This is a genomic window from Paraburkholderia sejongensis, assembly GCF_020880815.1.
Classification (GTDB): Bacteria; Pseudomonadota; Gammaproteobacteria; order Burkholderiales; family Burkholderiaceae; genus Paraburkholderia; species Paraburkholderia sejongensis.
In genome coordinates this window covers 142736-164575 of record NZ_JAJITD010000007.1, presented here as the reverse complement: position 1 = coordinate 164575, position 21840 = coordinate 142736, and the positions used below count along the sequence as shown (strand labels likewise).

General features: G+C 66.9%; 19 protein-coding genes. 15 read left to right on the top strand and 4 right to left on the bottom strand.

Going from position 1 to position 21840, the window contains the following annotated elements; all coding sequences use genetic code 11:
- The first annotated feature begins 95 nt into the window (after positions 1 to 95).
- The 3 genes from glpD (at position 96) to LJ656_RS15680 (ending at position 4047) form a co-directional block, all read left to right on the top strand.
- Positions 96 to 1625 (top strand): glycerol-3-phosphate dehydrogenase, encoded by a 1530-nt coding sequence (gene glpD / locus LJ656_RS15690; RefSeq protein ID WP_230510328.1) that lies wholly within the window; start codon positions 96 to 98, stop codon positions 1623 to 1625.
- 161 nt (positions 1626 to 1786) lie between these two features.
- Positions 1787 to 3286, top strand: a complete 1500-nt coding sequence (gene glpK, locus LJ656_RS15685) for a glycerol kinase GlpK (RefSeq protein ID WP_230510327.1) — start codon at positions 1787 to 1789, stop codon at positions 3284 to 3286.
- A 74-nt stretch (positions 3287 to 3360) separates the two neighbouring features.
- Positions 3361 to 4047: an HAD family hydrolase gene (locus tag LJ656_RS15680; RefSeq protein ID WP_230510326.1), complete on the top strand. Its 687-nt coding sequence runs from the start codon at positions 3361 to 3363 to the stop codon at positions 4045 to 4047.
- Positions 4048 to 4182: 135 nt separating this feature from the next.
- Here the strand turns inward: LJ656_RS15680 and LJ656_RS15675 are convergent, their stop codons facing one another.
- Together LJ656_RS15675 and LJ656_RS15670 are read right to left on the bottom strand one after the other, a co-directional pair.
- Complete coding sequence (locus LJ656_RS15675) at positions 4183 to 4980, bottom strand: helix-turn-helix domain-containing protein (RefSeq protein ID WP_230510325.1); 798 nt, start codon at positions 4978 to 4980, stop codon at positions 4183 to 4185.
- 122 nt (positions 4981 to 5102) lie between these two features.
- Entirely contained in the window at positions 5103 to 6272 is a 1170-nt protein-coding gene (locus LJ656_RS15670) for an MFS transporter (RefSeq protein WP_230510324.1), read from the bottom strand.
- 169 nt (positions 6273 to 6441) lie between these two features.
- Between LJ656_RS15670 and LJ656_RS15665 the strand changes: the two genes are divergently transcribed.
- From LJ656_RS15665 to lnt, 7 genes are all read left to right on the top strand, one after another.
- Positions 6442 to 7416: a LysR family transcriptional regulator gene (locus LJ656_RS15665; protein ID WP_230510323.1), complete on the top strand. Its 975-nt coding sequence runs from the start codon at positions 6442 to 6444 to the stop codon at positions 7414 to 7416.
- 133 nt (positions 7417 to 7549) lie between these two features.
- A complete protein-coding gene (miaB, locus tag LJ656_RS15660; protein ID WP_230510322.1) occupies positions 7550 to 8923 on the top strand; it encodes a tRNA (N6-isopentenyl adenosine(37)-C2)-methylthiotransferase MiaB in 1374 nt (457 codons plus the stop codon).
- A gap of 43 nt (positions 8924 to 8966) precedes the next feature.
- Complete coding sequence (locus LJ656_RS15655; RefSeq protein ID WP_230510321.1) at positions 8967 to 10058, top strand: PhoH family protein; 1092 nt, start codon at positions 8967 to 8969, stop codon at positions 10056 to 10058.
- A 46-nt stretch (positions 10059 to 10104) separates the two neighbouring features.
- Positions 10105 to 10566: an rRNA maturation RNase YbeY gene (gene ybeY, locus LJ656_RS15650; protein ID WP_230510320.1), complete on the top strand. Its 462-nt coding sequence runs from the start codon at positions 10105 to 10107 to the stop codon at positions 10564 to 10566.
- Between the two features lie 58 nt (positions 10567 to 10624).
- Positions 10625 to 11329, top strand: coding sequence for a gamma-glutamylcyclotransferase (locus tag LJ656_RS15645; RefSeq protein ID WP_230510319.1), 705 nt, complete (start codon positions 10625 to 10627; stop codon positions 11327 to 11329).
- A 302-nt stretch (positions 11330 to 11631) separates the two neighbouring features.
- On the top strand, positions 11632 to 12537 hold the full coding sequence (locus LJ656_RS15640; protein ID WP_230510318.1) for a CorC family transporter: 906 nt from the start codon (positions 11632 to 11634) through the stop codon (positions 12535 to 12537).
- Positions 12538 to 12672: 135 nt separating this feature from the next.
- Positions 12673 to 14478: an apolipoprotein N-acyltransferase gene (gene lnt, locus LJ656_RS15635; RefSeq protein ID WP_230510317.1), complete on the top strand. Its 1806-nt coding sequence runs from the start codon at positions 12673 to 12675 to the stop codon at positions 14476 to 14478.
- 121 nt (positions 14479 to 14599) lie between these two features.
- On the opposite strand, the gene LJ656_RS15630 is transcribed toward lnt, so the two are convergent.
- Positions 14600 to 15220, bottom strand: coding sequence for a glutathione S-transferase C-terminal domain-containing protein (locus LJ656_RS15630; protein WP_230510316.1), 621 nt, complete (start codon positions 15218 to 15220; stop codon positions 14600 to 14602).
- Between the two features lie 196 nt (positions 15221 to 15416).
- On the opposite strand from LJ656_RS15630, the gene LJ656_RS15625 reads away from it, so the two are divergent.
- The 5 genes from LJ656_RS15625 to purH all read left to right on the top strand — a co-directional run bounded on the left by LJ656_RS15625 (position 15417) and on the right by purH (position 21332).
- Positions 15417 to 16814 (top strand): aminopeptidase P N-terminal domain-containing protein, encoded by a 1398-nt coding sequence (locus LJ656_RS15625; protein ID WP_230510315.1) that lies wholly within the window; start codon positions 15417 to 15419, stop codon positions 16812 to 16814.
- A gap of 6 nt (positions 16815 to 16820) precedes the next feature.
- Positions 16821 to 18179, top strand: a complete 1359-nt coding sequence (locus LJ656_RS15620; RefSeq protein WP_230510314.1) for a UbiH/UbiF/VisC/COQ6 family ubiquinone biosynthesis hydroxylase — start codon at positions 16821 to 16823, stop codon at positions 18177 to 18179.
- Between the two features lie 222 nt (positions 18180 to 18401).
- On the top strand, positions 18402 to 19478 hold the full coding sequence (gene dusB / locus LJ656_RS15615; RefSeq protein WP_230510313.1) for a tRNA dihydrouridine synthase DusB: 1077 nt from the start codon (positions 18402 to 18404) through the stop codon (positions 19476 to 19478).
- Complete coding sequence (locus LJ656_RS15610) at positions 19475 to 19708, top strand: Fis family transcriptional regulator (protein WP_008919619.1); 234 nt, start codon at positions 19475 to 19477, stop codon at positions 19706 to 19708. Before dusB ends, LJ656_RS15610 begins: the two co-directional genes overlap by 4 nt.
- Positions 19709 to 19766: 58 nt before the next feature.
- Entirely contained in the window at positions 19767 to 21332 is a 1566-nt protein-coding gene (gene purH / locus LJ656_RS15605) for a bifunctional phosphoribosylaminoimidazolecarboxamide formyltransferase/IMP cyclohydrolase (protein ID WP_230510312.1), read from the top strand.
- A 147-nt stretch (positions 21333 to 21479) separates the two neighbouring features.
- On the opposite strand, the gene LJ656_RS15600 is transcribed toward purH, so the two are convergent.
- A complete protein-coding gene (locus LJ656_RS15600) occupies positions 21480 to 21719 on the bottom strand; it encodes a hypothetical protein (RefSeq protein WP_230510311.1) in 240 nt (79 codons plus the stop codon).
- Positions 21720 to 21840 lie beyond the last annotated feature (121 nt).

Sequence of the window (21840 nt, the reverse complement as noted above, 5' to 3'; positions counted from 1 at the left end):
TTACTTTTTCGAATATGTTCATTAAAGTTCGAAAACGAACATGACCCGTTCGATTCGTTTTCCAACTTCCAGATTCGATCCAGAGGACCCAGCAGGTGACGCAAGGCTCGAAATACGATTTGCTCGTCGTCGGCGGCGGGATCAACGGCGCGGGCATCGCCCGCGACGCGGCCGGCCGCGGCCTGTCGGTGCTGCTGTGCGAGCAGGACGACCTTGCCGCGCATACGTCGTCGGCGAGCACCAAGCTGATCCACGGCGGGCTGCGCTACCTCGAATACCGCGAGTTCGGGCTGGTGCGCAAAGCGTTGCAGGAGCGCGAGACGCTGCTGCGCGCGGCGCCGCACATCATGTGGCCGCTGCGTTTCGTGATGCCGCATATGCCCGACCTGCGGCCGGCGTGGCTGATCCGCGCGGGTCTGTTTCTTTACGATCACCTGGCGAGGCGCGAACTGCTGCCCGGCTCGCGCGGCATCACGATGGCGACGCATCCGGCGGGCGCGCCGCTGGTCGATTCGATCAAACGCGGCTTCGTCTATTCGGACGGCTGGGTCAACGACGCGCGCCTCGTGGTGCTGAACGCGCTCGACGCGCACGAGCGCGGCGCGACGATCCTGACCCGCACGAAGCTGACCGGCGCAAGCCGGGCGTACGGCGAATGGCACGCGCAACTGCGCCGCGCGGACGGCTCGACGCTCGACGTGCGCGCCGCCGCGCTCGCCAACGCGGCGGGCCCGTGGGTCGGCGAACTGCTGAAGGGCGCACTGGGGCGGCCGGCGACGCACAGCGTGCGGCTCGTCAAGGGCAGCCACATCGTCACGCGGCGGCTGTTCGAGCACGACCACGCGTACATCTTCCAGAACCCGGACAAGCGGATCATCTTCGCGATCCCGTACGAGCGCGACTACACGCTGATCGGCACGACCGACCTCGAATACCGCGGCGATCCGGCCCAGGTCGCGATCGACGCGAACGAAACCCAGTACCTGTGCGATTCGATCAACCGCTACTTCAAGCAGAAGATCTCGCCGGCCGACGTCCGCTGGACCTATTCGGGCGTGCGGCCGCTGCTCGAAGACGAGAACGCCGATAACCCGTCGGCGGTCACGCGCGACTACTCGCTCGAACTCGACGCGCCCGCTGGCGAAGCGCCGCTGCTGTCGGTGTTCGGCGGCAAGATCACGACGTTTCGCAAGCTCGCCGAGCAGGCGGTCGATACGCTCACCCACGCGCTGCGGCGCGACGCGTCCGCCTGGACCGTCGGCGCGCCGCTGCCGGGCGGCGATATCGCGGACGCGAACTTCGCGCGCTTTCTCGGCGAATTCGAACGCGAACACGCGTGGCTGCCGCCGGCGCTCGCGCATCGGCTGGCGCGCGCATACGGCACCCGCGCGCGGCGCGTGATCGGCGACGCGCGCTCGCGCGCCGAGCTCGGCCGGCAATTCGCGCCAGGGCTTTACGAAGCCGAACTGGTTTATCTGCGCGACACCGAATGGGCGCGCAGCGCGCAGGACGTGCTGTGGCGGCGCTCGAAGCTCGGGCTGCACGTCGAGCCGGGCACGCTCGCGCAGGTCACGAACGATATCGATGGCTGGTTCGCGCGCGAACCGGCGCGCGCGAGCGCGTAAGACGAGCGCGCCGGGCCGCGCCCGCCGCAGCACCACCGCGCCCGCCGCGCTGGACGCAAGCCGCACGGGCCATCACACTAGCGCGGCCCGCCGACACGACAAGCCGCCGCGCCATCGCCGGCCGCAGCCCGGCGATCCATAACATGCATGGAGAAGAGACAATGCAGGATCAGTACATCCTGGCGCTTGACCAGGGCACCACCAGCTCGCGCGCGATGCTGTTCGACAGGCGCGGCAACATCGTGTCGACCGCGCAGAAGGAGTTCCAGCAGATCTATCCGCACCCCGGCTGGGTCGAGCACGACCCGCAGGAAATCTGGTCGACCCAGGCCGGCGTCGCCGCCGAAGCGGTCACGCGCGCCGGCATGAACGGCACGTCGATCGCCGCGATCGGCATCACCAACCAGCGCGAGACCACGATCGTGTGGGATCGCGAGACCGGTCAACCGGTCTACAACGCGATCGTCTGGCAGGACCACCGCACCGCCGACTTCTGCGACGAGCTGAAAGCGCAAGGGCTCGAAGCGAGCGTGCGCGCAAAGACCGGTCTGCCGATCGATTCGTACTTCTCGGCGACCAAGATCCGCTGGATTCTCGACAACGTCGCTGGCGCGCGCGAAAAAGCGCGCCAGGGCCGGCTTGCGTTCGGCACCGTCGACAGCTGGCTGGTGTGGAATTTCACCAAGGGCGCGCTGCACATCACCGACGTGACCAACGCGTCGCGCACGATGCTGTTCAACATCCACACGCTGAAGTGGGACGACGAACTGCTCGCCGCGCTCGATATTCCACGCAGCATGCTGCCGGAGGTACGCTCGTCGGCCGAGGTGTACGGGCCGACCGTGACCACGGTGTTCGCATCGAAGATTCCGCTCGCGGGCATCGCCGGCGATCAGCACGCTGCGCTGTTCGGGCAGATGTGCACCGAGTCGGGCATGGTGAAGAACACCTACGGCACCGGCTGCTTCCTCGTGATGAACACCGGCGCGCAGCCGATCGAATCGCGCAACAACCTGGTCACGACGATCGCCTGGCAGATCGGCGAGCGGATCGATTACGCGCTCGAAGGCAGCATATTCATTGGCGGCGCGGTCGTGCAGTGGTTGCGCGACGGCCTCGGCATCATCAGGAAGGCGAGCGAGATCGAGACGCTCGCGCGCGGCGTCTCGCATTGCGACGGCGTGTATCTGGTGCCCGCGTTCGCCGGCCTCGGCGCGCCGCACTGGAACGCGCATGCGCGCGGCACGCTGTTCGGCGTGACGCGCGGCACCACGTCCGCGCACATCGCGCGCGCGGCGCTCGACTCGATCGCGTATCAGTCACTCGACGTGTTGAAGGCAATGGAAGCGGACTCGGGCATCCGGATCGGCGAATTGCGGGTGGACGGCGGCGCCTGCGCGAATAATCTGCTGATGCAGTTCCAGGCCGATATTCTCGGCGTCGACGCGGTGCGGCCCAGGGTGTCGGAGACGACCGCGCTCGGCGCCGCTTATCTGGCCGGGCTCGCGGTCGGGTACTGGAAGGATATCGATGAGCTGAAGAGTCACTGGAAGCTCGAGCAGCGCTTCACGCCGGCGCTGCCGCATGCGGAGGTCAAGTCGTGTCTCGAAGGATGGCAGCGCGCGATTCGCGCGGCGAAGGCCTGGGCGGATATGGGTTGACGGCGCGGCGGCGGTGACGGGCCGTGGCCGTGCCGAAAGCACGTATCATGGCGCCTTTCACCGCACTTGCAAGCATGATCGACCATCTCATCTGTGACTGCGACGGCGTGCTCGTCGACAGTGAAGTCATCGCCGATCGCGTGATGTTCGATACGCTGACGGCCACCCTCCCCGGCATCGACTTCGCGCCCGTCGTCAAAACCGCATTCGGTCAGCAGACCTCGCGCTTTCTCGCCGGCATCGAAAAGCAGTTCGGCGTCACGCTGCCCGCCGACTTTCTCGACACGATCGAGCACAACGTCGAGGTCGCGCTGGCGTCGTCGCTGAGCCCGATCAACGGCGTGCGCGATGCGCTGCAACGTCTGACGCTGCCGGTCGCGGTCGTATCGAACAGCCGCATGACGCGGGTGAGCGCGTCGGTGCGCCGCGCGGGCCTGCAGCAGATTTTCGGCGAGCGCGTGTTCAGCGCCGAACAGGTCGCGCGGCCCAAGCCATTCCCGGATGTCTATCTGTTCGCCGCGCAATCGCTCGGCGTCGAGCCGGCGCGCTGCCTCGTCGTCGAAGACAGCGTGTCGGGGCTGAACGCGGCGCGCGCGGCCGGCATGAAGACGATCGCGTTCGTCGGCGCGAGCCATATTCCGGACGGCTACGCGGATGCGCTGCGGGCGATGGGGATCACGCGGATCATGAAACACATGGACGAATTGCCGGCGCTCGTCGATGCGGGCGTGCGCGGCGAGTTCGGCGACCTGCAGTCGTAAATCGCACTGCTCCGTTGTGTGCTCGCGGCGCGAGTAGGCGCGGGCAGATAGCAAAAAGCCGGTTCTCGTGAACCGGCTTTTTGCGTTGGAGGAGTCCTTATCACCGGCCCGCTCCGCGGGCCGGCCAGCCAGTGCTCAACCCAGTGCGCCTTCGCGCGCCGCGTCGTCACGCGCGGCAACCGCCGGCACCTCCCAACGCGGCGGCGTTTCCGCCCGCAGCGTCACGCGAAACGCGCGCGCCTCGGTGTCGCCCGGGTTGCGCAGACTATGCGGCTGATCGGCGTCGAACACGATTGCGTCGCCGGTCGCGAGCAGTTGCCGCCGGTCCTGCACGCTGACTTCGAGCGTGCCGTCGCTGACCACCAGATTCACGATCGTGCCCGGCGCGCGACGCACGCCCGCCTCCGTATGCAGCGGCGCGATCCGCAGTTCATGAAACTCGGCGGCGACCGCTTCGTCGTCCGGATACAGCGGCCGCGCGGAATACCGCCCGTTCGAGCTGACCACGCGCGCCGAGCGCTCGGCCGGCAGATGCTCGAAGCCGTTGGTCGCGTGACGCCGCAGGAACGCGGCCACCGAGACCCGCAACGCCGCCGCGACCTTGCACAGCACCTTGATCGACGGCACGCTGCGCGCCGATTCGATCTGCGCGAGCATCGCGCGCGACACGCCCGACGCCCGTGCCAGCGCATCGAGCGACAGCTGCCGCTCGGCGCGCAGCCGCGCGAGATTCACGCCGACCAGGTGTTCGAGCGCGTCGAACGCTTCGGGTGAGCGCGGCGCGCCATCGGTGTCTGCGGCGCCTGCTGCGACTGCGACTGCGGCAGCGGCCACGCTACCGGCGGCGTGATGAGCAGCGGGGTCCGCGGCGGGACGAATAACGCTGTCGGCAACGGCCGACGGATCGCGCACCAGCGCGAGCGGGGAATGCATATTGGCCTCCAGAGCGCCGCCAGGCGGCGCAAGAGCAGTAAGTGGAAGCAAGATAGCATCGGCCCGCGCGCCGCCCAACGAAGTTATCTTCACACTGTTATCAGCATTGCGGAGGCAAGCTTTTACGCGCGCTGCGCAACGGGCGCGGCGGGCGGCGCATCCATGCGCGCCGCGACCCAGGTGAGCAGCAACGCCGCGACGCTGACCGCCGCCGCGACCCACGGCAGGCTATCGAGCGGATGGCCGTGACCGATCACCAGCCCGCCGAGCCACGCGCCGGCCGCATTGCCGACGTTGAACGCGCCGATATTGAGCGTCGACGCGAGATTGGGCGCGGCGGCGGCCTTCTCGACCACCCGCATCTGCAGCGGCGGCACTGTCGCGAACGCCGCGATGCCCCACACGAACACGGTGATCGCCGCTGCGACCTGCGAATGGCTGGTGCGCGCAAAGATCGCCATCACGACCGCGAGCGCGGCCAGAATCGCCATCAGCGACGGCATCAGCGCGCGGTCCGCGAGCTTGCCGCCGACCATGTTGCCGACCGTCAGCCCGACGCCGAACAGCACGAGGATCAGCGTGACGCCGCGCGGCGAGAAACCGCTGACCTGTTCGAGGATCGGCGCGATATAGGTGAACACGACGAATACGCCGCCGAAGCCGAGCACCGTCATGCCGAGCGCGGTCCACACTTGCGGGTCCTTCAGCACGCGCACTTCATGACCGAGACCGGCCGGCCCGCTGTCGTGACGGTTCGGCACCAGCGCGCTCACGCCCGCGAGCGACAGCACGCCGAAGCCGCTGACGATCCAGAACGCCGCGCGCCAGCCGAACTGCTGGCCGACGAAGGTGCCGAACGGCACGCCGAGCACATTGGCGAGCGTGAGGCCGGTGAACATCAGCGCGATCGCGCTGGCGCGCTTGTCGGCCGGCACCAGCGACGCCGCGACCACCGCGCCGATGCCGAAGAACGAGCCGTGCGCGAACGAGGTCACCACGCGCGCGACCATCAGCACCGCGTAGCTCGGCGCGATCGCGCACAGCACGTTGCCGACGATGAACACGCCCATCAGCAGCTGCAACGCGAACTTGCGCGACATCCGGCTGGTGATCACCGCGAGCAGCGGCGCGCCGACCGCGACGCCGAGCGCATAGCCGCTGACCAGCAGCCCCGCCGACGGGATCGACACGGTCAGATCGCGGGCGACTTCGGGCAACAGGCCCATGATGACGAATTCGGTCGTGCCGATTGCGAAGGCGCTAATCGCCAGCGCAAGTAAGGGGATGGGCATTTATCCGCTCCTGGATGAAATCAGGGATGAAGGTGCAATCGCGCTGGCTTGCCCCGCAGGTGAGGCCGCCGACCACGGTATTTCGACGGCTGCATTGTCGGGGCGCCGCGCCGTTTTGATAATTGGCGTAGCATTTGAAGCATTTTCAAATTCTGCTTGAAAGAGAACGATGGACAATCTCGGTGACATCCGCCTCTTCGTCGAAGCGGCGCAGCAAGGCAGCCTGTCGGCGGCGGGCCGGCGGATGGGGTTGACGCCCGCCGCGGCGAGCGCGCGGCTCGCGAAACTCGAAGCCAATCTGAAGGCGCGCCTGTTCGAGCGCACCACCCGCCAGCTGCGGCTCACCGACGAAGGCCGCCTTTACCTGAACTGCTGCCGCCAGGCGCTGCAATCGCTCGAGGACGCCGAAGCCGCGCTGCAAGCCGGACAGGGCGTCGTGCGCGGCAAGGTGCGGATCTCGACGACCTCGGACTTCGGCCGCAACCTGCTGCTGCACTGGCTCGACGACTTCAACGCGCTGTATCCCGAGGTCACGTTCGCGCTGACGCTGTCGGATTCGCTCGCGAACCTGGTGCAGGAGGACATCGACCTCGCGATCCGCTTCGGCGTGCCGCAGGACAGCTCGCTGGTCGCCCGCTGGCTCGCGCCGAACCGGCGCGTGCTGTGCGCGTCGCCGGATTACATCGCGCGCAAGGGCGAGCCGAAAGATCCGCAGGATCTGGCCAGGTTCGACTGCATCGTGCTCAGCACCGCGTCCGGGCCGGTCAACGAATGGCGCTTCACGCGCGGCGACGAGGTGCAGCACTACACGGTGCCGCTCGACACGTCGCGCGAGACCAACGACGGCGCGGTCGCGCGCGAATGGGCGCTGCGCGGCTACGGAATCGCGATCAAGTCGATGTGGGATGTGGAGTCGGACCTGCGCGCGGACGGGCTGAAAAGCCTGCTGCCCGAATGGCGCTACCCGGACGCGCCGCTGCATGCGCTGTATCACCGCAACCGCTTCATGGCGCCGCGCGTGCGGGTGCTGCTGGATTTCCTGAGCGAGCGTTTCGCGCAGGTTTCGGATGAACTGGAACGGCTGCTGGGCTTGCCGCCGGAGCCGCCGGCCGCCCAGCCGAGGGTCAAAACCCCCGCTGCATGAAGGGCTATAATATCGAGTTACGCTGCGAAGACGCATGCGGGCCGGCCTTCAGGCGCCGCGCTCCGCTCGTGCCGCGGCCCCTCTTCACTTTTTACGACGCCCCCAGGTTAACCACTGCGACCGGCGAAATTCGATGACCAAGAAAGTTTATGTAAAGACCTTTGGCTGCCAGATGAACGAGTACGACTCCGACAAGATGGTCGACGTACTCGGAGCCGCCGAAGGACTCGTCAAGACCGACACGCCGGAAGACGCCGACGTGATCCTGTTCAACACCTGCTCGGTACGTGAAAAAGCCCAGGAGAAAGTGTTCTCCGACCTCGGCCGCGTGCGCGAGCTGAAGGATGCAAATCCGAATCTGATCATCGGCGTGGGCGGTTGTGTGGCGAGCCAGGAAGGCGCGTCGATCGTCGCGCGCGCGCCGTACGTCGATCTGGTGTTCGGTCCGCAGACGCTGCACCGCCTGCCGCAGATGATCGACGAGCGCCGCGCGAGCGGCCGCGCCCAGGTCGACATCACGTTCCCCGAAATCGAGAAGTTCGATCACCTGCCGCCGGCGCGCGTCGACGGCCCGAGCGCGTTCGTGTCGATCATGGAAGGCTGCAGCAAATATTGCAGCTACTGCGTGGTGCCGTACACGCGCGGCGAGGAAGTGTCGCGTCCGCTCGACGACGTGCTGACCGAAATCGCCGGCCTTGCCGACCAGGGCGTGCGCGAAGTCACGCTGCTCGGCCAGAACGTCAACGCTTACCGTGGCGCGCTGACCGCCGGTTCGACCGAGATCGCCGACTTCGCGACGCTGATCGAATACGTCGCCGATATCCCGGGCATCGAACGGATTCGCTACACGACCTCGCACCCGAAGGAATTCACGCAGCGCCTGATCGACACCTACGCGAAGGTGCCCAAGCTCGTCAGCCATCTGCACCTGCCGGTGCAGCACGGCTCGGACCGCATCCTGATGGCGATGAAGCGCGGCTACACGGTGCTCGAATACAAGTCAGTGATCCGCCGCCTGCGCGCGATCCGTCCGGACCTGTCGCTGTCGACCGATATGATCGTCGGCTTCCCCGGCGAGACCGAGGAAGACTTCGCGAAGATGATGGCGCTGGTCGAAGAGATGCAGTACGACACCAGCTTCTCGTTCATCTACAGCCCGCGCCCCGGCACGCCGGCCGCGAACCTGCACGACGACACGCCGCGCGAGGTCAAGCTCAAACGTCTGCAACACCTGCAGGCGACCATCGAAGAGAACGTGCAGCGCATCAGCCACGCGATGGTCGGCAAGGTCGAGCGGATTCTGGTCGAGCGCCCGGCGCGCAAGGACCCGAACGAACTCGCCGGCCGCACCGAGAACAACCGCGTGGTCAATTTCCCGGCCCCGGTCGCCTCGCATGCGCGGCTGATCGGCCAGATGGTCGACGTGAAGATCGTGCACGCGTACCCGCACTCGCTGCGCGGCGAACTCGTGATGGTGCACGACGACAACGCGGCCACCACCCACTAAGCCATCCGCGCGTACCGCCAACCGACAGGATCGACTCCCCGCCTTGAAGACCACTCAGCAGCATCTGGAATTCACCGCGCCGCGCGAAGACAACGCGCGGCTCGCCAACCTCTGCGGCCCGCTCGACGAAAATCTGCGGCAGATCGAGCAGGCGCTCGACGTGACCCTGCAGCGCCGCGGCCACCGGATCACGATCCGCGGACGCGGCGCGAAACTGGCGCTCACCGCGCTCGAAAACTTCTACAACAACGCGCGCGATCCGTTGTCGGTCGACGACATCCAGCTCGCGCTGGTGGAAGTACGGCATCCGGCGCGCCATCGGCCGAACGGCAACGGCAACGGCTCCGGCGACGGTGGCGACGCAGCCGATCCGCACTTCGCCGGCAACCCCGACCATCCGTTCGACCAGCCCGCCGACCTCGACGCGAGCGAAGACGAGCTGCAGGAATACGGCCCGAAGCTCTACACGCGACGCGCCGACCTGCGCGGCCGCACGCCGGCGCAGCGCGAATATCTGAAGCAGATCGTGTCGCACGACGTGACCTTCGGCGTCGGCCCCGCCGGCACCGGCAAGACCTACCTCGCGGTGGCCTGCGCGGTCGACGCGTTGGAGCGCGATCAGGTCAAGCGCATCGTGCTGACCCGTCCGGCGGTCGAAGCGGGCGAGCGGCTCGGCTTTCTGCCGGGCGATCTCGCGCAGAAGGTCGACCCGTATCTGCGGCCGCTGTACGACGCGCTGTACGACCTGCTCGGCTTCGACAAGACCGCGAAGATGTTCGAGCGGCAAATGATCGAAATCGCGCCGCTCGCGTACATGCGCGGCCGCACGCTGAACCACGCGTTCATCATCCTCGACGAGGCGCAAAACACCACGCCCGAACAGATGAAGATGTTCCTCACGCGGATCGGCTTCGGCTCGAAGGCGGTGGTCACCGGCGACACGACCCAGATCGACCTGCCGCGCGGCCACAAGAGCGGGCTGATCGAAGCCCAGCAGGTGCTCGCGAACGTGCGCGGCATCGCGCTCACGCGCTTCACCAGCGCGGACGTGGTGCGCCATCCGCTGGTCGCGCGAATTGTGGAGGCGTACGATGCGCATGCGCAGAAGCCGCCGGCACCGGTCGATTCGCGCTGAACGCCCTACTCCGACGCATCCAACCCGAACGCCCCGCCCGAACCGCATGAGCCGCGCCCCGAAACTCACGTTGAACCTGCAATTTCCCGCCGCCAGGGCGTGGCCCGAACACAAGGCGCTGCTGCCGCGCGCGACCGTCGCCGGCTGGATCAAGGCCGCGCTGTTCGCGGACGGCGAGCTGACGGTACGCTTCGTCGACGCCGAGGAAGGCCGCACGCTGAACCGCACCTACCGCGGCAAGGACTACGCGACCAATGTGCTGACCTTTGCGTACGCCGAATCGGAAGACGATCCGGTGACCGGCGACCTGATCCTGTGCTGCCCGGTGGTCGAGAAGGAAGCCGCCGAACAGGGCAAGCCGCTCGTCGCTCACTACGCGCATCTGCTGGTGCACGGCGCGTTGCATGCGCAGGGCTACGACCACGAAGTCGAAGAGGAAGCCGAGGAAATGGAAGCGATCGAAACCGAAATCCTCGGCAAACTCGGCTTTCCGGATCCCTATCAATAAGGGCCGCGGCTTTCCCCCTTCTTCTCACCCTCCTTTACGCGATCCACGACCGAACACCGTGAGCACCCCGTCCCCCGAAGCCGACACCCTCGTGCGTTGCCCGGACTACCCGCCGGTACTCGGGGAATCACGGCTTCTGACGGACGACGAACTGCGCATGTCGCTCGACTATACGTTGCGCGACTGGGACCGCAAGAGCGACCTGTGGCTGTTCGGCTATGGCTCCTTGATCTGGAACCCGGGCCTGCCGACCGTCGAGGCGCAGCGCTCGAAGGTGCATGGCTACCATCGCGGGCTGTATCTGTGGTCGCGCGTGAATCGCGGCACGCCCGAGCAGCCCGGTCTCGTGCTCGCGCTCGATCGCGGTGGCTCCTGCACCGGGATGGCGTTCCGGCTCGCCGCCGAGGGCTCGATGCCGCATCTCGAAGCGCTGTGGCGGCGCGAAATGCCGATGGGTTCGTACCGGCCCGCGTGGCTGCCGTGCGTGCTCGCCGACGGCCGCCGCGTCGACGCGCTCGCGTTCGTGATGCGGCGCGACGTGCCGAGCTATACCGGCAAGCTGCGCGACGAGATCATCCGCACGGTGCTCGGTTGCGCGTGCGGCCGCTACGGCACGACGCTCGATTACGTGAGCCGCACCGTCCACGCACTACGCGAAAGCGGGATGCCGGACCGCGCGCTCGAGGCGTTGCTGGCGCGCTGCGAAGCTGAAGGGCGCGAAGGCGCCCAGGCGCCGGCGCTGGATCGCGGGTTGGTGCGCTGAGTTGGGTGCGCTGAGTTGGGTGCGCTGAGTTGGGTGCGCTGAGTTGGATGCGCTGAGTTGGGTGCGCTGAATGTCGTGCGCTGGTTTCATGCGCTGAACCACTTAGCACGACCGCGCGTTTTTACCGACAATCATTTTCCTGGCGGAATCGGTTAGGATGGATCCACGCGTCGCCCTCGCGGCGCGGCTGCCGCACCCTGGCTTCACTCATCGCCGGGCCCGGCGGGACACGGTTCCGCCATCGGCCTGGTGTATTCTTAACGCTCTGCAACAGCGCGCCCAGTCTCGCCGGGCGCACTACCATGAACGACACGTATCCCAGTCGACGCCACACCGGACGCCAACTCGACAAACCGCAGGAAAAGCGCTCGCTGCTCGAACGCCTGACCGACTTCATCTCGCCCGAGCCCGACTCGCGCGCCGAACTTCTGGAAATTCTGCAGGACGCGCACGAGCGCAACCTGATCGACGCCGACTCGCTGTCGATGATCGAAGGGGTCTTCCAGGTCTCGGAACTGAGCGCACGCGACATCATGGTGCCGCGCGCGCAAATGGACGCGATCAACATCGCGGACAATCCCGCCGAATTCATCCCCTACGTGCTGGAAAAGGCGCACTCGCGCTATCCGGTCTACGAGGGCAATCGCGACAACGTCATCGGCGTGCTGCTCGCCAAAGACCTGCTGCGCTACTACGCGGAAGAAGAATTCGACGTGCGCGGGATGCTGCGCCCGGCGGTCTTCATCCCCGAGTCGAAGCGGCTGAACGTGCTGCTGCACGACTTCCGCGTGAATCGCAATCACCTCGCGGTGGTGGTCGACGAATACGGCGGCGTCGCCGGCCTGATCACGATCGAAGACGTGCTCGAGCAGATCGTCGGCGACATTGAGGACGAATACGATTTCGACGAGGAAAGCGGCAACATCATCGCATCGCCGGACGGCCGCTTCCGGGTGCGTGCGCTGACCGAGATCGAGCAGTTCAACGAGAGCTTCGGCACCCATTACTCGGACGAGGAAGTCGACACGATCGGCGGGCTCGTCACGCATCACTTCGGGCGGGTCCCGCATCGCGGCGAGAAAGTCCGCCTCGACGATCTGATCTTCGAGATTCTGCGCGGCGACGCCCGCCAGATTCATATGCTGCTGGTGCGCCGCGATCCGCTCGCGGGGCAGCGCGAGCGCGACGCGCAGCACGTGCAGACCTGAGGCGGGGGCGCGGCCGAGCCGCGGATCGCTAGCCCGCCTGGTGGCTGTTGTTCCGCAGGACTCACCGTTTTTCCGCATCCCGCGCGCCTATGCGCGCTTTTCCGTTTCTCAACTTTCGACGCCGACCGCGCAACAATGGCCGACCCGCTCACTTCCCGTTCGCGCCGCGGCGCGACCGCCCCCGCTGCAGCCTCCTCGACCGGCGACACCGGTATCGACGCCGCCACCCGCAGCCGCGCGTTGCCGCGTTGGCACTACCTGGTCGCGCTGGCCGCCGGCGCGCTCAACACGCTGTCGTTCGCACCGACGCCGCACGGCGGCTGGCTGCAACTGGCGATCTTCGTATTCCTGTTCGCGTGGCTCACGCGCAGCACCGGCTGGAAGAGCGCGGCGCTGACCGGCGGCGCGTTCGGCTTCGGCAACTTCGTGACCGGCGTGTGGTGGCTGTACGTCAGCATGCATTTCTACGGCGGCATGCCGGCTGCGCTCGCCGGCGCGGCACTGGTGCTGTTTTCGCTGTATCTGGCGCTCTATCCGGCACTGGCCGCGGGAATCTGGTCGTTCTGCGCGGGCCATGCGCGCAACGGCGCAAACGACCACCGCGCGCCGTTCGCGCCGAGCTGGCACGGCGCGCTGGCGTTCGCGAGCGCGTGGGCGATCGGCGAATGGTTGCGCGGCACCGTGTTCACCGGCTTTCCGTGGCTTGCGACCGGCTATGCGCAGGTCGACGGTCCGCTCGCCGGCTTCGCGCCGGTGGCCGGCGTGTATGGGGTCGGCTGGATGGTCGCGCTAACGGCTGCGCTGATCGTGCAGGCGTTGCTGGCGTTCGCGCGCTCGCGCGCCGCAGCGCGCGGCGGCGCCGCTAATTCTGCCGCTGACCCCGCCGCTGATCCGACTCACACTGCCAACGCCGCCACTAACTTCAATGCCGCCGGACCCGCCGCACCGGCCCGCGCCGCCAGCGCCGCGCAGATCGCGGCGCCCGCCGCCGTCGCGCTGGCGCTGCTGGCGATCGGCCTGCTGCTGCCGCTCGTGCAATGGACCGAGCCGGCCAACGCGCCGCTCACCGTGCGTCTGCTGCAAGGCAACGTCAAGCAGGAGATGAAGTTCGAGGAAGCCGGCCTGCACGCCGCCGTCGACGAATACCAGCAGATGATCACCGCGAAACCGGCCGACCTGATCGTCACGCCGGAAACCGCGATTCCGGTGCTCGCCCAGCAACTGCCGCCGAATTTCGCGGCGGCGATCCGCCAGTTCTCGGACTCGACCGGCAGCGCGCTGCTGTTCGGCGCGATCGGCGGCACGATCACGCCTGAGGGCCGGGTCGTCGATTACACCAACAGCCTGTTCGGCGTCACCCCGAACTCGCACGAAATCTACCGCTACGACAAGCACCACCTGGTGCCGTTCGGCGAGTTCGTGCCGTGGGGCTTTCGCTGGTTCGTGAACCTGATGAACATTCCGCTCGGCGACTTCTTCCGCGGCGCGCCGGTGCAAAAGCCGTTCATGGTGCATAACCAGCCGGTCGCGCTGAACATCTGCTACGAGGACATCTTCGGCGAGGAGATCGCCCGTACGCTGCGCGAGAACGCGACGCCGGCCGGCGTGCTGGTCAACTCGACCAATCTCGCGTGGTTCGGCGACACGATCGCGCTCGACCAGCATCTGCAGATCGCGCGGATGCGCTCGCTCGAAACCGGCCGGCCGATGCTGCGCGCGACCAACACCGGCATGACCGCGGCGATCGACGCGCAAGGCCGCGTGATCGGCCGTCTGACGCCGTACACGGTCGGCTCGCTCGACGTGAACGTGCAAGGCACGACCGGCAACACGCCTTACGTGACGAGCGGCAATAACACGGTGCTGGCGGTGTCGGTGGTGCTGCTCGCGTTCGGTTTTGCGTTCGGGCCGAAGCTCGCGCGCCGCAAGGGCAAGAAGTAGCGCGTCGCGCGAATCGGACCCGCAAAAAAAATGCGCCTGACTTCTCAGGCGCATTTTTCATTCAACGATTCACCACCGGACCGCGCTCCAGGCTATCGATCACCTGGCCGCAGCCGCCACCTCAATTCGACGGCACCGTATCGATAAACGACTGCCGCAGCGACAATTTCTGGAAATGCTTGTCGAGATTCGGGTGCGCGTCGCGCCAGTTCAGCTCCGGCATCCGGAAGTCCAGATAACCGAGCGCGCAGCCCACCGCGATGTCGGCGAGCGTGTAGTGATTGCTCGCGCACCACGGCTTGCTGCCGAGTCCCTGGGACATCGCGACCAGCGCTTCGTCGATCTTGCGCTGCTGGCGCGCGAGCCACGCGTCGTTGCGGTGCTCGGCCGGGCGCTGGGTGCCTTCCAGACGGATCAGCACCGCCGCGTCGAGCACGCCGTCGGCGAGCGCTTCCCAGCAACGCACCTCGACGCGCTCGCGCCCCGACGCCGGAATCAGCTTGCCGACCGGCGACAGCGTATCGACGTATTCGCAGATCACCCGCGAATCGAACACGGCCTCGCCGTCTTCCATCACGAGGCACGGCACCTTGCCGAGCGGATTGAAGGTATGAATCCGGGTATCCGGCGCCCACACGTTCTCGGGCACCAGTTCGTAGTCGATTCTCTTGTCGGCGAGCACGATCCGCGCTTTACGCACATACGGGCTGCTGAGCGAACCGATGAGTTTCATCATGACCATCTGCCTTTTTTTGAATCCGGCGAAAGTATAAGTGGTCTAAGGCCTTCCCGAGCATGCTGCAAGCATGTTGCAAGCCGCTCGCGGACCCTTTGTTGACGGATTGCAACATGCCCGCGGCGCCCGCACGGTCGGAATCCGCACAAAAACCGCGCGGTGCGGCGCGAGATCGGACGAAACGCGGCGCTACAATCGCACGATGAACCAGCCGACCGAACCCACCATCGCCATCGACGTCTACCGCACGCGCCGCGAGCGCGTTCTCGCCGCGCTGCGCGCGGCGGGCGGCGGCGTCGCCATCGTGCCGACCGCGCCCGAAGCACTGCGCAACCGCGACACCGACTACCCCTATCGCCACGACAGCTACTTCTACTATCTGACCGGCTTCACCGAACCCGAGGCAGTGCTGGTGCTGGACGCCAGCGCCGCGCCCGGCGCGCCGGCGTCGATCCTGTTCTGCCGCGAGAAGAACGTCGAGCGCGAAACATGGGAAGGTTTTCGCTTCGGTCCCGACGGCGCGCGCGATGCGTTCGGCCTCGACGCCGCGTTCCCGGTGGGCGAACTCGATACGCAGCTGCCGCGCATCCTCGCCGACAAGCCGGCGCTGCACTACGCGCTCGGCAGCTCGGCGCGGCTCGACGAACAGGTACGCGGCTGGCTCGACGCGGTGCGCGCGCAAAGCCGCGGCGGCGTCGCCGCGCCGGCCGCCGCGCGCGACCTGCTACCGCTGCTCGACGAGATGCGACTCGTCAAGGACGACCACGAACTCGCGATCATGCGGCGCGCCGGACAGATTTCGGCGGCCGCGCATCGTCGCGCGATGGCCGCGTGCCGGCCCGGCATCCGCGAATACGAACTCGAAGCCGAGTTGCTGTACACGTTCCGCAAGTTCGGCGCGCAGGCGCCGGCCTACACGTCGATCGTCGCGGCGGGCGCGAATGCGTGCGTGCTGCACTACCCGGCCGGCAACGCGATCGCGCGTGACGGCGACCTGATCCTGATCGACGCGGCCTGCGAACTCGACGGCTACGCGTCCGACATCACCCGCACGTTCCCGGCGAGCGGCCGCTTCACGCCCGCGCAGCGCGAGCTGTACGAGATCGTGCTGGCCGCGCAGCAGGCCGCGATCGACGCGACCCGCGCGGGCGCGAGCTTCGACGATCCGCACCAGGCTGCGCTGCGGGTGCTGTCGCAAGGGCTGCTGGACACCGGAATCGTGCCGCGCGCGAAATTCGCGGCGGTCGAGGACGTCCTCGCCGAGCGCGCCTACGCGCCGTTCTATATGCATCGCACCGGTCACTGGCTCGGCATGGACGTGCACGATTGCGGTGACTACCGCGAACGCGGCGCGCCGCGCGACGAAGCCGGCGTGCTGCCGTGGCGCACGCTGCAGGCATCGATGACGCTGACGATCGAGCCAGGTCTGTACGTCCGCCCGGCCGAGGGGGTGCCCGAGCGCTACTGGAACATCGGCATCCGTATCGAGGACGACGCGATCGTCACGCCTAACGGCTGCGAGCTGATCACACGCGAGGTGCCAGTGGCCGCCGACGAAATCGAAGCGCTGATGCAAGCAGCCCAGCCGGCAAGGACCTGAGCCGCGATGAACCAGAACTCTCACGCAGTCGTGATCCTGAAGCCCGCTTCCCGCCAGCCGTTCGACTTCGACGTAACGATCGTCGGCGCCGGCCCGGTCGGCCTTGCGCTGGCCGGCTGGCTCGCGCGCCGCAGCGTGACCCGCGAGTTGAAGATCGCGCTGGTCGACGCGCGCGAGCCGGAAGACTCGATCGCCGATCCGCGCGCGATCGCGGTGTCGCACGGCAGCCGGATGATCCTCGAGCCGCTGCGCTGGCCCGCCGAGGCGACCGCGATCGAACGCATCCATGTGTCGCAGCGCGGCCACTTCGGCCGCACGCTGATCGACCATCACGAGCACGGGCTGCCCGCGCTCGGCTACGTGCTGCGCTACGGCGCGATCGTGCACGGCCTCGCCGACGCGGTGCGCGCGACCCCGGTCCACTGGTATCGCTCGACCTCGGCCGGCACGCCGGTCCAGGAGCGCGACGGCGTCACGCTGCCGATCGAAACGGCCGGCGTCGCGCGGCAACTGCGCACGCGGATTCTGGTGAACGCCGAGGGCGGGCTGTTCGGCGATCAGAAGCATGGCGGCGGCGCGGGTAAGGATGCGGCGCGCGGCGCGGCCGGCAGCGCGGCTGGAAACGCGGCGCCGCGCCCGGCTGCCGACGCCGCCTCGAACTCCGCCGCCCCGCCCGCCCGCGAAGCCGCTCGAGCCGGCAAGTCCGCACGCACCGCGATCGCCGGCTCGCGCGACTACGGCCAGACCGCGCTGGTCGGCACGGTCACCGTGTCCGCGCCGCAACCGCATGTCGCGTGGGAGCGCTTCACGGCGCAAGGCCCGATCGCGCTGCTGCCGATGGGCGGCGTGCGCGGCGCCGACTACGCGCTGGTCTGGTGCTGCTCGCCCGACGAAGCCGCGCGCCGCGCGCAACTATCCGACGCGGAATTCCTGCGCGAACTGGACGCCGCATTCGGCGACCGCATGGGCCGCTTTACGCACATCACCGGCCGTGCGTCGTTCCCGCTCGGGCTCAACGCGATCGACACCCAGGTGAACGGCCACATCGTCGCGATCGGCAATGCGGCGCAGACGCTGCATCCGGTCGCCGGCCAGGGGCTGAATCTGGGGCTGCGCGACGCGCATGCGCTCGCCGACGCGCTGTCCGCCGAAGGGCCGACCTCGCTCGCGCTGGCCGCGTTCGCGCAACGCCGCGCGCTCGACCGGCGCCTGACGATCGGCTCGACCGACACGCTCGCGCGGCTCTTTACCGTGGACGTTGCGCCGCTCGCGGTGCTGCGCGGCCTCGCGCTGACCGCGCTGGAATTCGTGCCGCCGCTGAAAACCGCGCTCGCGCGGCAGATGATGTTCGGCCAGCGTCGCTAGGCCAACAACGCAGTGCGCCGCGCCGTCGCCCGCGCGGCGCGCGCCGCCGGTTCGCACCTCGCGCCGGCTCTATGAATTGCGCGACTTTCATAAAAGATTTAATGGGTTACGAGATGCGGTTGCCGGCTCGTCGTTACCCGTTAACGCTAAAATAGCGGTTTTCCCTCGCATTTCGCGTTTGCGTCGACTGTCATTCGCCGGTCTTCGCCGCGCGCTCACGTCATGCCCACTCTCGGCTCCCACAATCTGCGCAATAACCTGTTCGTCGCCCCGATGGCCGGCGTGACCGACCGGCCCTTCCGTCAGCTGTGCAAACGGCTCGGCGCGGGCTACGCGGTGTCGGAAATGGTCGCGTCGAACGCGCAGTTGTGGAAAAGCGAAAAGACCATGCGCCGCGCGAACCACGAAGGCGAAGTCGAGCCGATCGCGGTGCAGATCGCCGGCGCCGATCCGGTCATGATGGCCGAGGCCGCCCGCTACAACGTCGCCAACGGCGCGCAGATCATCGACATCAACATGGGCTGCCCGGCCAAGAAGGTCTGCAACGTCGCGGCCGGTTCCGCGCTGCTGCAGAACGAGCCGCTCGTGCAGCGCATCGTCGAGGCGGTGGTCGGCGCGGTGGGCGTCGGTCCCGACGCGGTGCCGGTCACGCTGAAAATCCGCACCGGCTGGAACCGCGAGAATAAAAACGCGCTGAACGTCGCGCGCCTTGCCGAAGCGGCAGGCATCTCGATGCTGACCGTGCATGGCCGCACCCGCGCCGACCTGTATCACGGCGACGCCGAATACGAGACCATCGCCGCGGTGAAAGCCGCGGTCGGCATTCCGGTCGTCGCGAACGGCGACATCACGTCGCCGCAAAAGGCCCGCGAGGTGCTCGCCGCGACCGGCGCCGACGCGATCATGATCGGCCGCGCCGCGCAGGGCCGGCCGTGGCTGTTCCGCGAAATCGAGCATTTCCTGCAAACCGGCGAATTGCTACCGCCGCCGCGGATCGACGAAATCCAGCAGGTGATGAACGAACATCTAGAGGATCACTACGCTTTTTACGGGGAATTTACCGGCGTGCGCACTGCGCGCAAGCACATCGGCTGGTACACTCGCGGCCTTTCCGGCGCCAACCTGTTCCGGCATCGCATGAATACGCTGGACACCACGCGCGAACAACTCCTCGCCGTCAACGAGTTCTTTGACGCGCAAAAGGCGATCTCAGACCGCCTCGTCTATGTCGACGAATCAGCCGGCACCCCCGGGCTCGACACGCAGGGCGAGGACCACACCGACAAACTAGCAGCATGAGCAAGAACAATATCGAACAATCTGTCCGCGACAGCCTGGACGTGTATTTCCAGGATCTCGACGGCTCCAATCCGCACGACGTCTACGACATGGTCATTTCATGCGTGGAAAAACCCTTGCTCGAAGTGGTGCTCGAGCAGGCCGGCGGTAATCAGTCGCTGGCCGCCGAGTATCTCGGCATTAACCGCAATACGCTGCGCAAGAAGCTGCAACAGCACGGTTTGCTGTAACCCGTTGTAGTTTCCTCGCGCTCCTGCCACGTTTCCCCTTCGGCTTTTCGTCTTCATCATGATCAAGCAAGCGCTCATCTCCGTCTCCGACAAGTCCGGCATCGTCGACTTCGCCAAATCGCTGTCGGACCTCGGCATCAAGATCCTGTCGACCGGCGGTACCGCGAAACTGCTCGCGGACGCGGGCCTGTCCGTCACCGAAGTGGCCGACTACACGGGCTTCCCGGAAATGCTCGATGGCCGCGTGAAAACGCTGCATCCGAAGGTGCACGGCGGCATCCTCGCGCGCCGCGATCTGCCGGAGCACATGGCCGCGCTCGAGAAGCACGACATCCCGACGATCGATCTGCTGGTCGTGAACCTGTACCCGTTCGTGCAGACGGTGTCGAAGGAAGAGTGCTCGCTGGAAGACGCGATCGAGAATATCGACATCGGCGGCCCGACGATGCTGCGCTCGGCCGCGAAGAATCATCGCGACGTGACCGTGGTGGTCGACCCGGCTGACTACGCGGTCGTGCTCGAGGAAATGCGCGCGAACGCCAACTCGGTGTCGTACAAGACCAACTTCCGCCTCGCGACCAAGGTCTACGCGCACACCGCGCAGTACGACGGCGCGATCACGAACTACCTGACGAGCCTGACCGAAGAGTTGCAGCACACGTCGCGCAATCAGTATCCGGCCACGCTGAACGTCGCGTATGAAAAGGTCCAGGACCTGCGTTACGGCGAAAACCCGCATCAGAGCGCGGCGTTCTACCGTGACCTCACGGTGCCGGCCGGCGCGCTCGCGAACTACAACCAGTTGCAGGGCAAGGAACTGTCGTACAACAACATCGCCGACTCCGACGCGGCGTGGGAATGCGTGAAGACCTTCGACGTGCCGGCCTGCGTGATCGTCAAGCACGCGAATCCGTGCGGCGTCGCGATCGGCGCACACGCGCACGAAGCGTATTCGAAGGCGTTCCAGACCGATCCGACCTCGGCATTCGGCGGCATCATCGCGTTCAACCGCGAAGTCGATGAAGCCGCTGCGCAAGCGGTCGCGAAGCAGTTCGTCGAAGTGCTGATCGCGCCGTCGTTCAGCGCCGAAGCGCGTCAGGTGTTCGCGGCCAAGCAGAACGTGCGTCTGCTCGAAATCGCGCTCGGCGAAGGCCATAACGCGTTCGATCTGAAGCGCGTCGGCGGCGGCCTGCTGGTGCAGTCGCTCGATTCGAAGAACGTGCAGCCGCGCGAATTGCGCGTCGTCACCAAGCGTCATCCGACGCCAAAGGAAATGGACGATCTGCTGTTTGCATGGCGTGTCGCGAAGTACGTGAAGTCGAACGCGATCGTGTTCTGCGCGAACGGCATGACGCTCGGCGTCGGCGCGGGCCAGATGAGCCGCGTGGACTCGGCGCGCATCGCCAGCATCAAGGCGCAGAACGCCGGTCTGACGCTGGCCGGTTCGGCAGTCGCGTCAGATGCGTTCTTCCCGTTCCGCGACGGCCTCGACGTGGTGGTCGCGGCCGGCGCGACCTGCGTGATCCAGCCGGGCGGCTCAATGCGCGACGACGAAGTGGTCAGCGCGGCCGACGAGCACAACATCGCGATGGTGCTGACCGGCGTGCGTCACTTCCGTCATTGATGCGGCTTTGCGGATGACGGCTGCGGTGTCACTGACGCGGCGGTTGCCGGCATGACCGATGAACAAACGGCCCGGTGGATTTTTCCACCGGGCCGTTTGTTTTGCTGCGTTCGCTGTGGCACTGCTGTGCGGCCACGCGGCCTTCGCTCAATCGTCCGGCTCTTTCCGCGCATAACCATCGCGCACGTCCGCATGCTGGCTGATGTATGTAGAAAGACCCCTTCCCCGCCGAGCCAAACGCTTAAGCTCCTCGACATGCTCCGCGCCGGCACTCGTCTCTGTGTACCAATACACGACGTCCGTGCGGAATCGCACCTTGATGAAATCGGCGCCGATTTCATACGCGTCGATGCCCGACTCGCCGCTCAGATTCCGATAACGCTCCATCGTTCGTTCGCCTCCCTGCGCGCAGCCCCAGTAAGACCCAACAGCATTTATTGCGCCGCTCGCACCGTCAGCGGACCGCTGCGCGGCGGGTTCGTTGTAGTATCGCAGGCACCTGGTTTTT

What these genes read in the sequence shown, in the direction of transcription:
- glpK (WP_230510327.1), top strand. Translation starts at nt 1,787, where the DNA reads ATGCAGGATCAGTACATCCTGGCGCTTGACCAGGGCACCACCAGCTCG.
- LJ656_RS15680 (WP_230510326.1), top strand. Translation starts at nt 3,361, where the DNA reads ATGATCGACCATCTCATCTGTGACTGCGACGGCGTGCTCGTCGACAGT.
- LJ656_RS15675 (WP_230510325.1), bottom strand. Translation starts at nt 4,980, where the DNA reads ATGCATTCCCCGCTCGCGCTGGTGCGCGATCCGTCGGCCGTTGCCGAC.
- LJ656_RS15670 (WP_230510324.1), bottom strand. Translation starts at nt 6,272, where the DNA reads ATGCCCATCCCCTTACTTGCGCTGGCGATTAGCGCCTTCGCAATCGGC.
- LJ656_RS15665 (WP_230510323.1), top strand. Translation starts at nt 6,442, where the DNA reads ATGGACAATCTCGGTGACATCCGCCTCTTCGTCGAAGCGGCGCAGCAA.
- miaB (WP_230510322.1), top strand. Translation starts at nt 7,550, where the DNA reads ATGACCAAGAAAGTTTATGTAAAGACCTTTGGCTGCCAGATGAACGAG.
- ybeY (WP_230510320.1), top strand. Translation starts at nt 10,105, where the DNA reads ATGAGCCGCGCCCCGAAACTCACGTTGAACCTGCAATTTCCCGCCGCC.
- LJ656_RS15640 (WP_230510318.1), top strand. Translation starts at nt 11,632, where the DNA reads ATGAACGACACGTATCCCAGTCGACGCCACACCGGACGCCAACTCGAC.
- lnt (WP_230510317.1), top strand. Translation starts at nt 12,673, where the DNA reads ATGGCCGACCCGCTCACTTCCCGTTCGCGCCGCGGCGCGACCGCCCCC.
- LJ656_RS15630 (WP_230510316.1), bottom strand. Translation starts at nt 15,220, where the DNA reads ATGGTCATGATGAAACTCATCGGTTCGCTCAGCAGCCCGTATGTGCGT.
- LJ656_RS15625 (WP_230510315.1), top strand. Translation starts at nt 15,417, where the DNA reads ATGAACCAGCCGACCGAACCCACCATCGCCATCGACGTCTACCGCACG.
- LJ656_RS15620 (WP_230510314.1), top strand. Translation starts at nt 16,821, where the DNA reads ATGAACCAGAACTCTCACGCAGTCGTGATCCTGAAGCCCGCTTCCCGC.
- dusB (WP_230510313.1), top strand. Translation starts at nt 18,402, where the DNA reads ATGCCCACTCTCGGCTCCCACAATCTGCGCAATAACCTGTTCGTCGCC.
- LJ656_RS15610 (WP_008919619.1), top strand. Translation starts at nt 19,475, where the DNA reads ATGAGCAAGAACAATATCGAACAATCTGTCCGCGACAGCCTGGACGTG.
- purH (WP_230510312.1), top strand. Translation starts at nt 19,767, where the DNA reads ATGATCAAGCAAGCGCTCATCTCCGTCTCCGACAAGTCCGGCATCGTC.
- LJ656_RS15600 (WP_230510311.1), bottom strand. Translation starts at nt 21,719, where the DNA reads ATGGAGCGTTATCGGAATCTGAGCGGCGAGTCGGGCATCGACGCGTAT.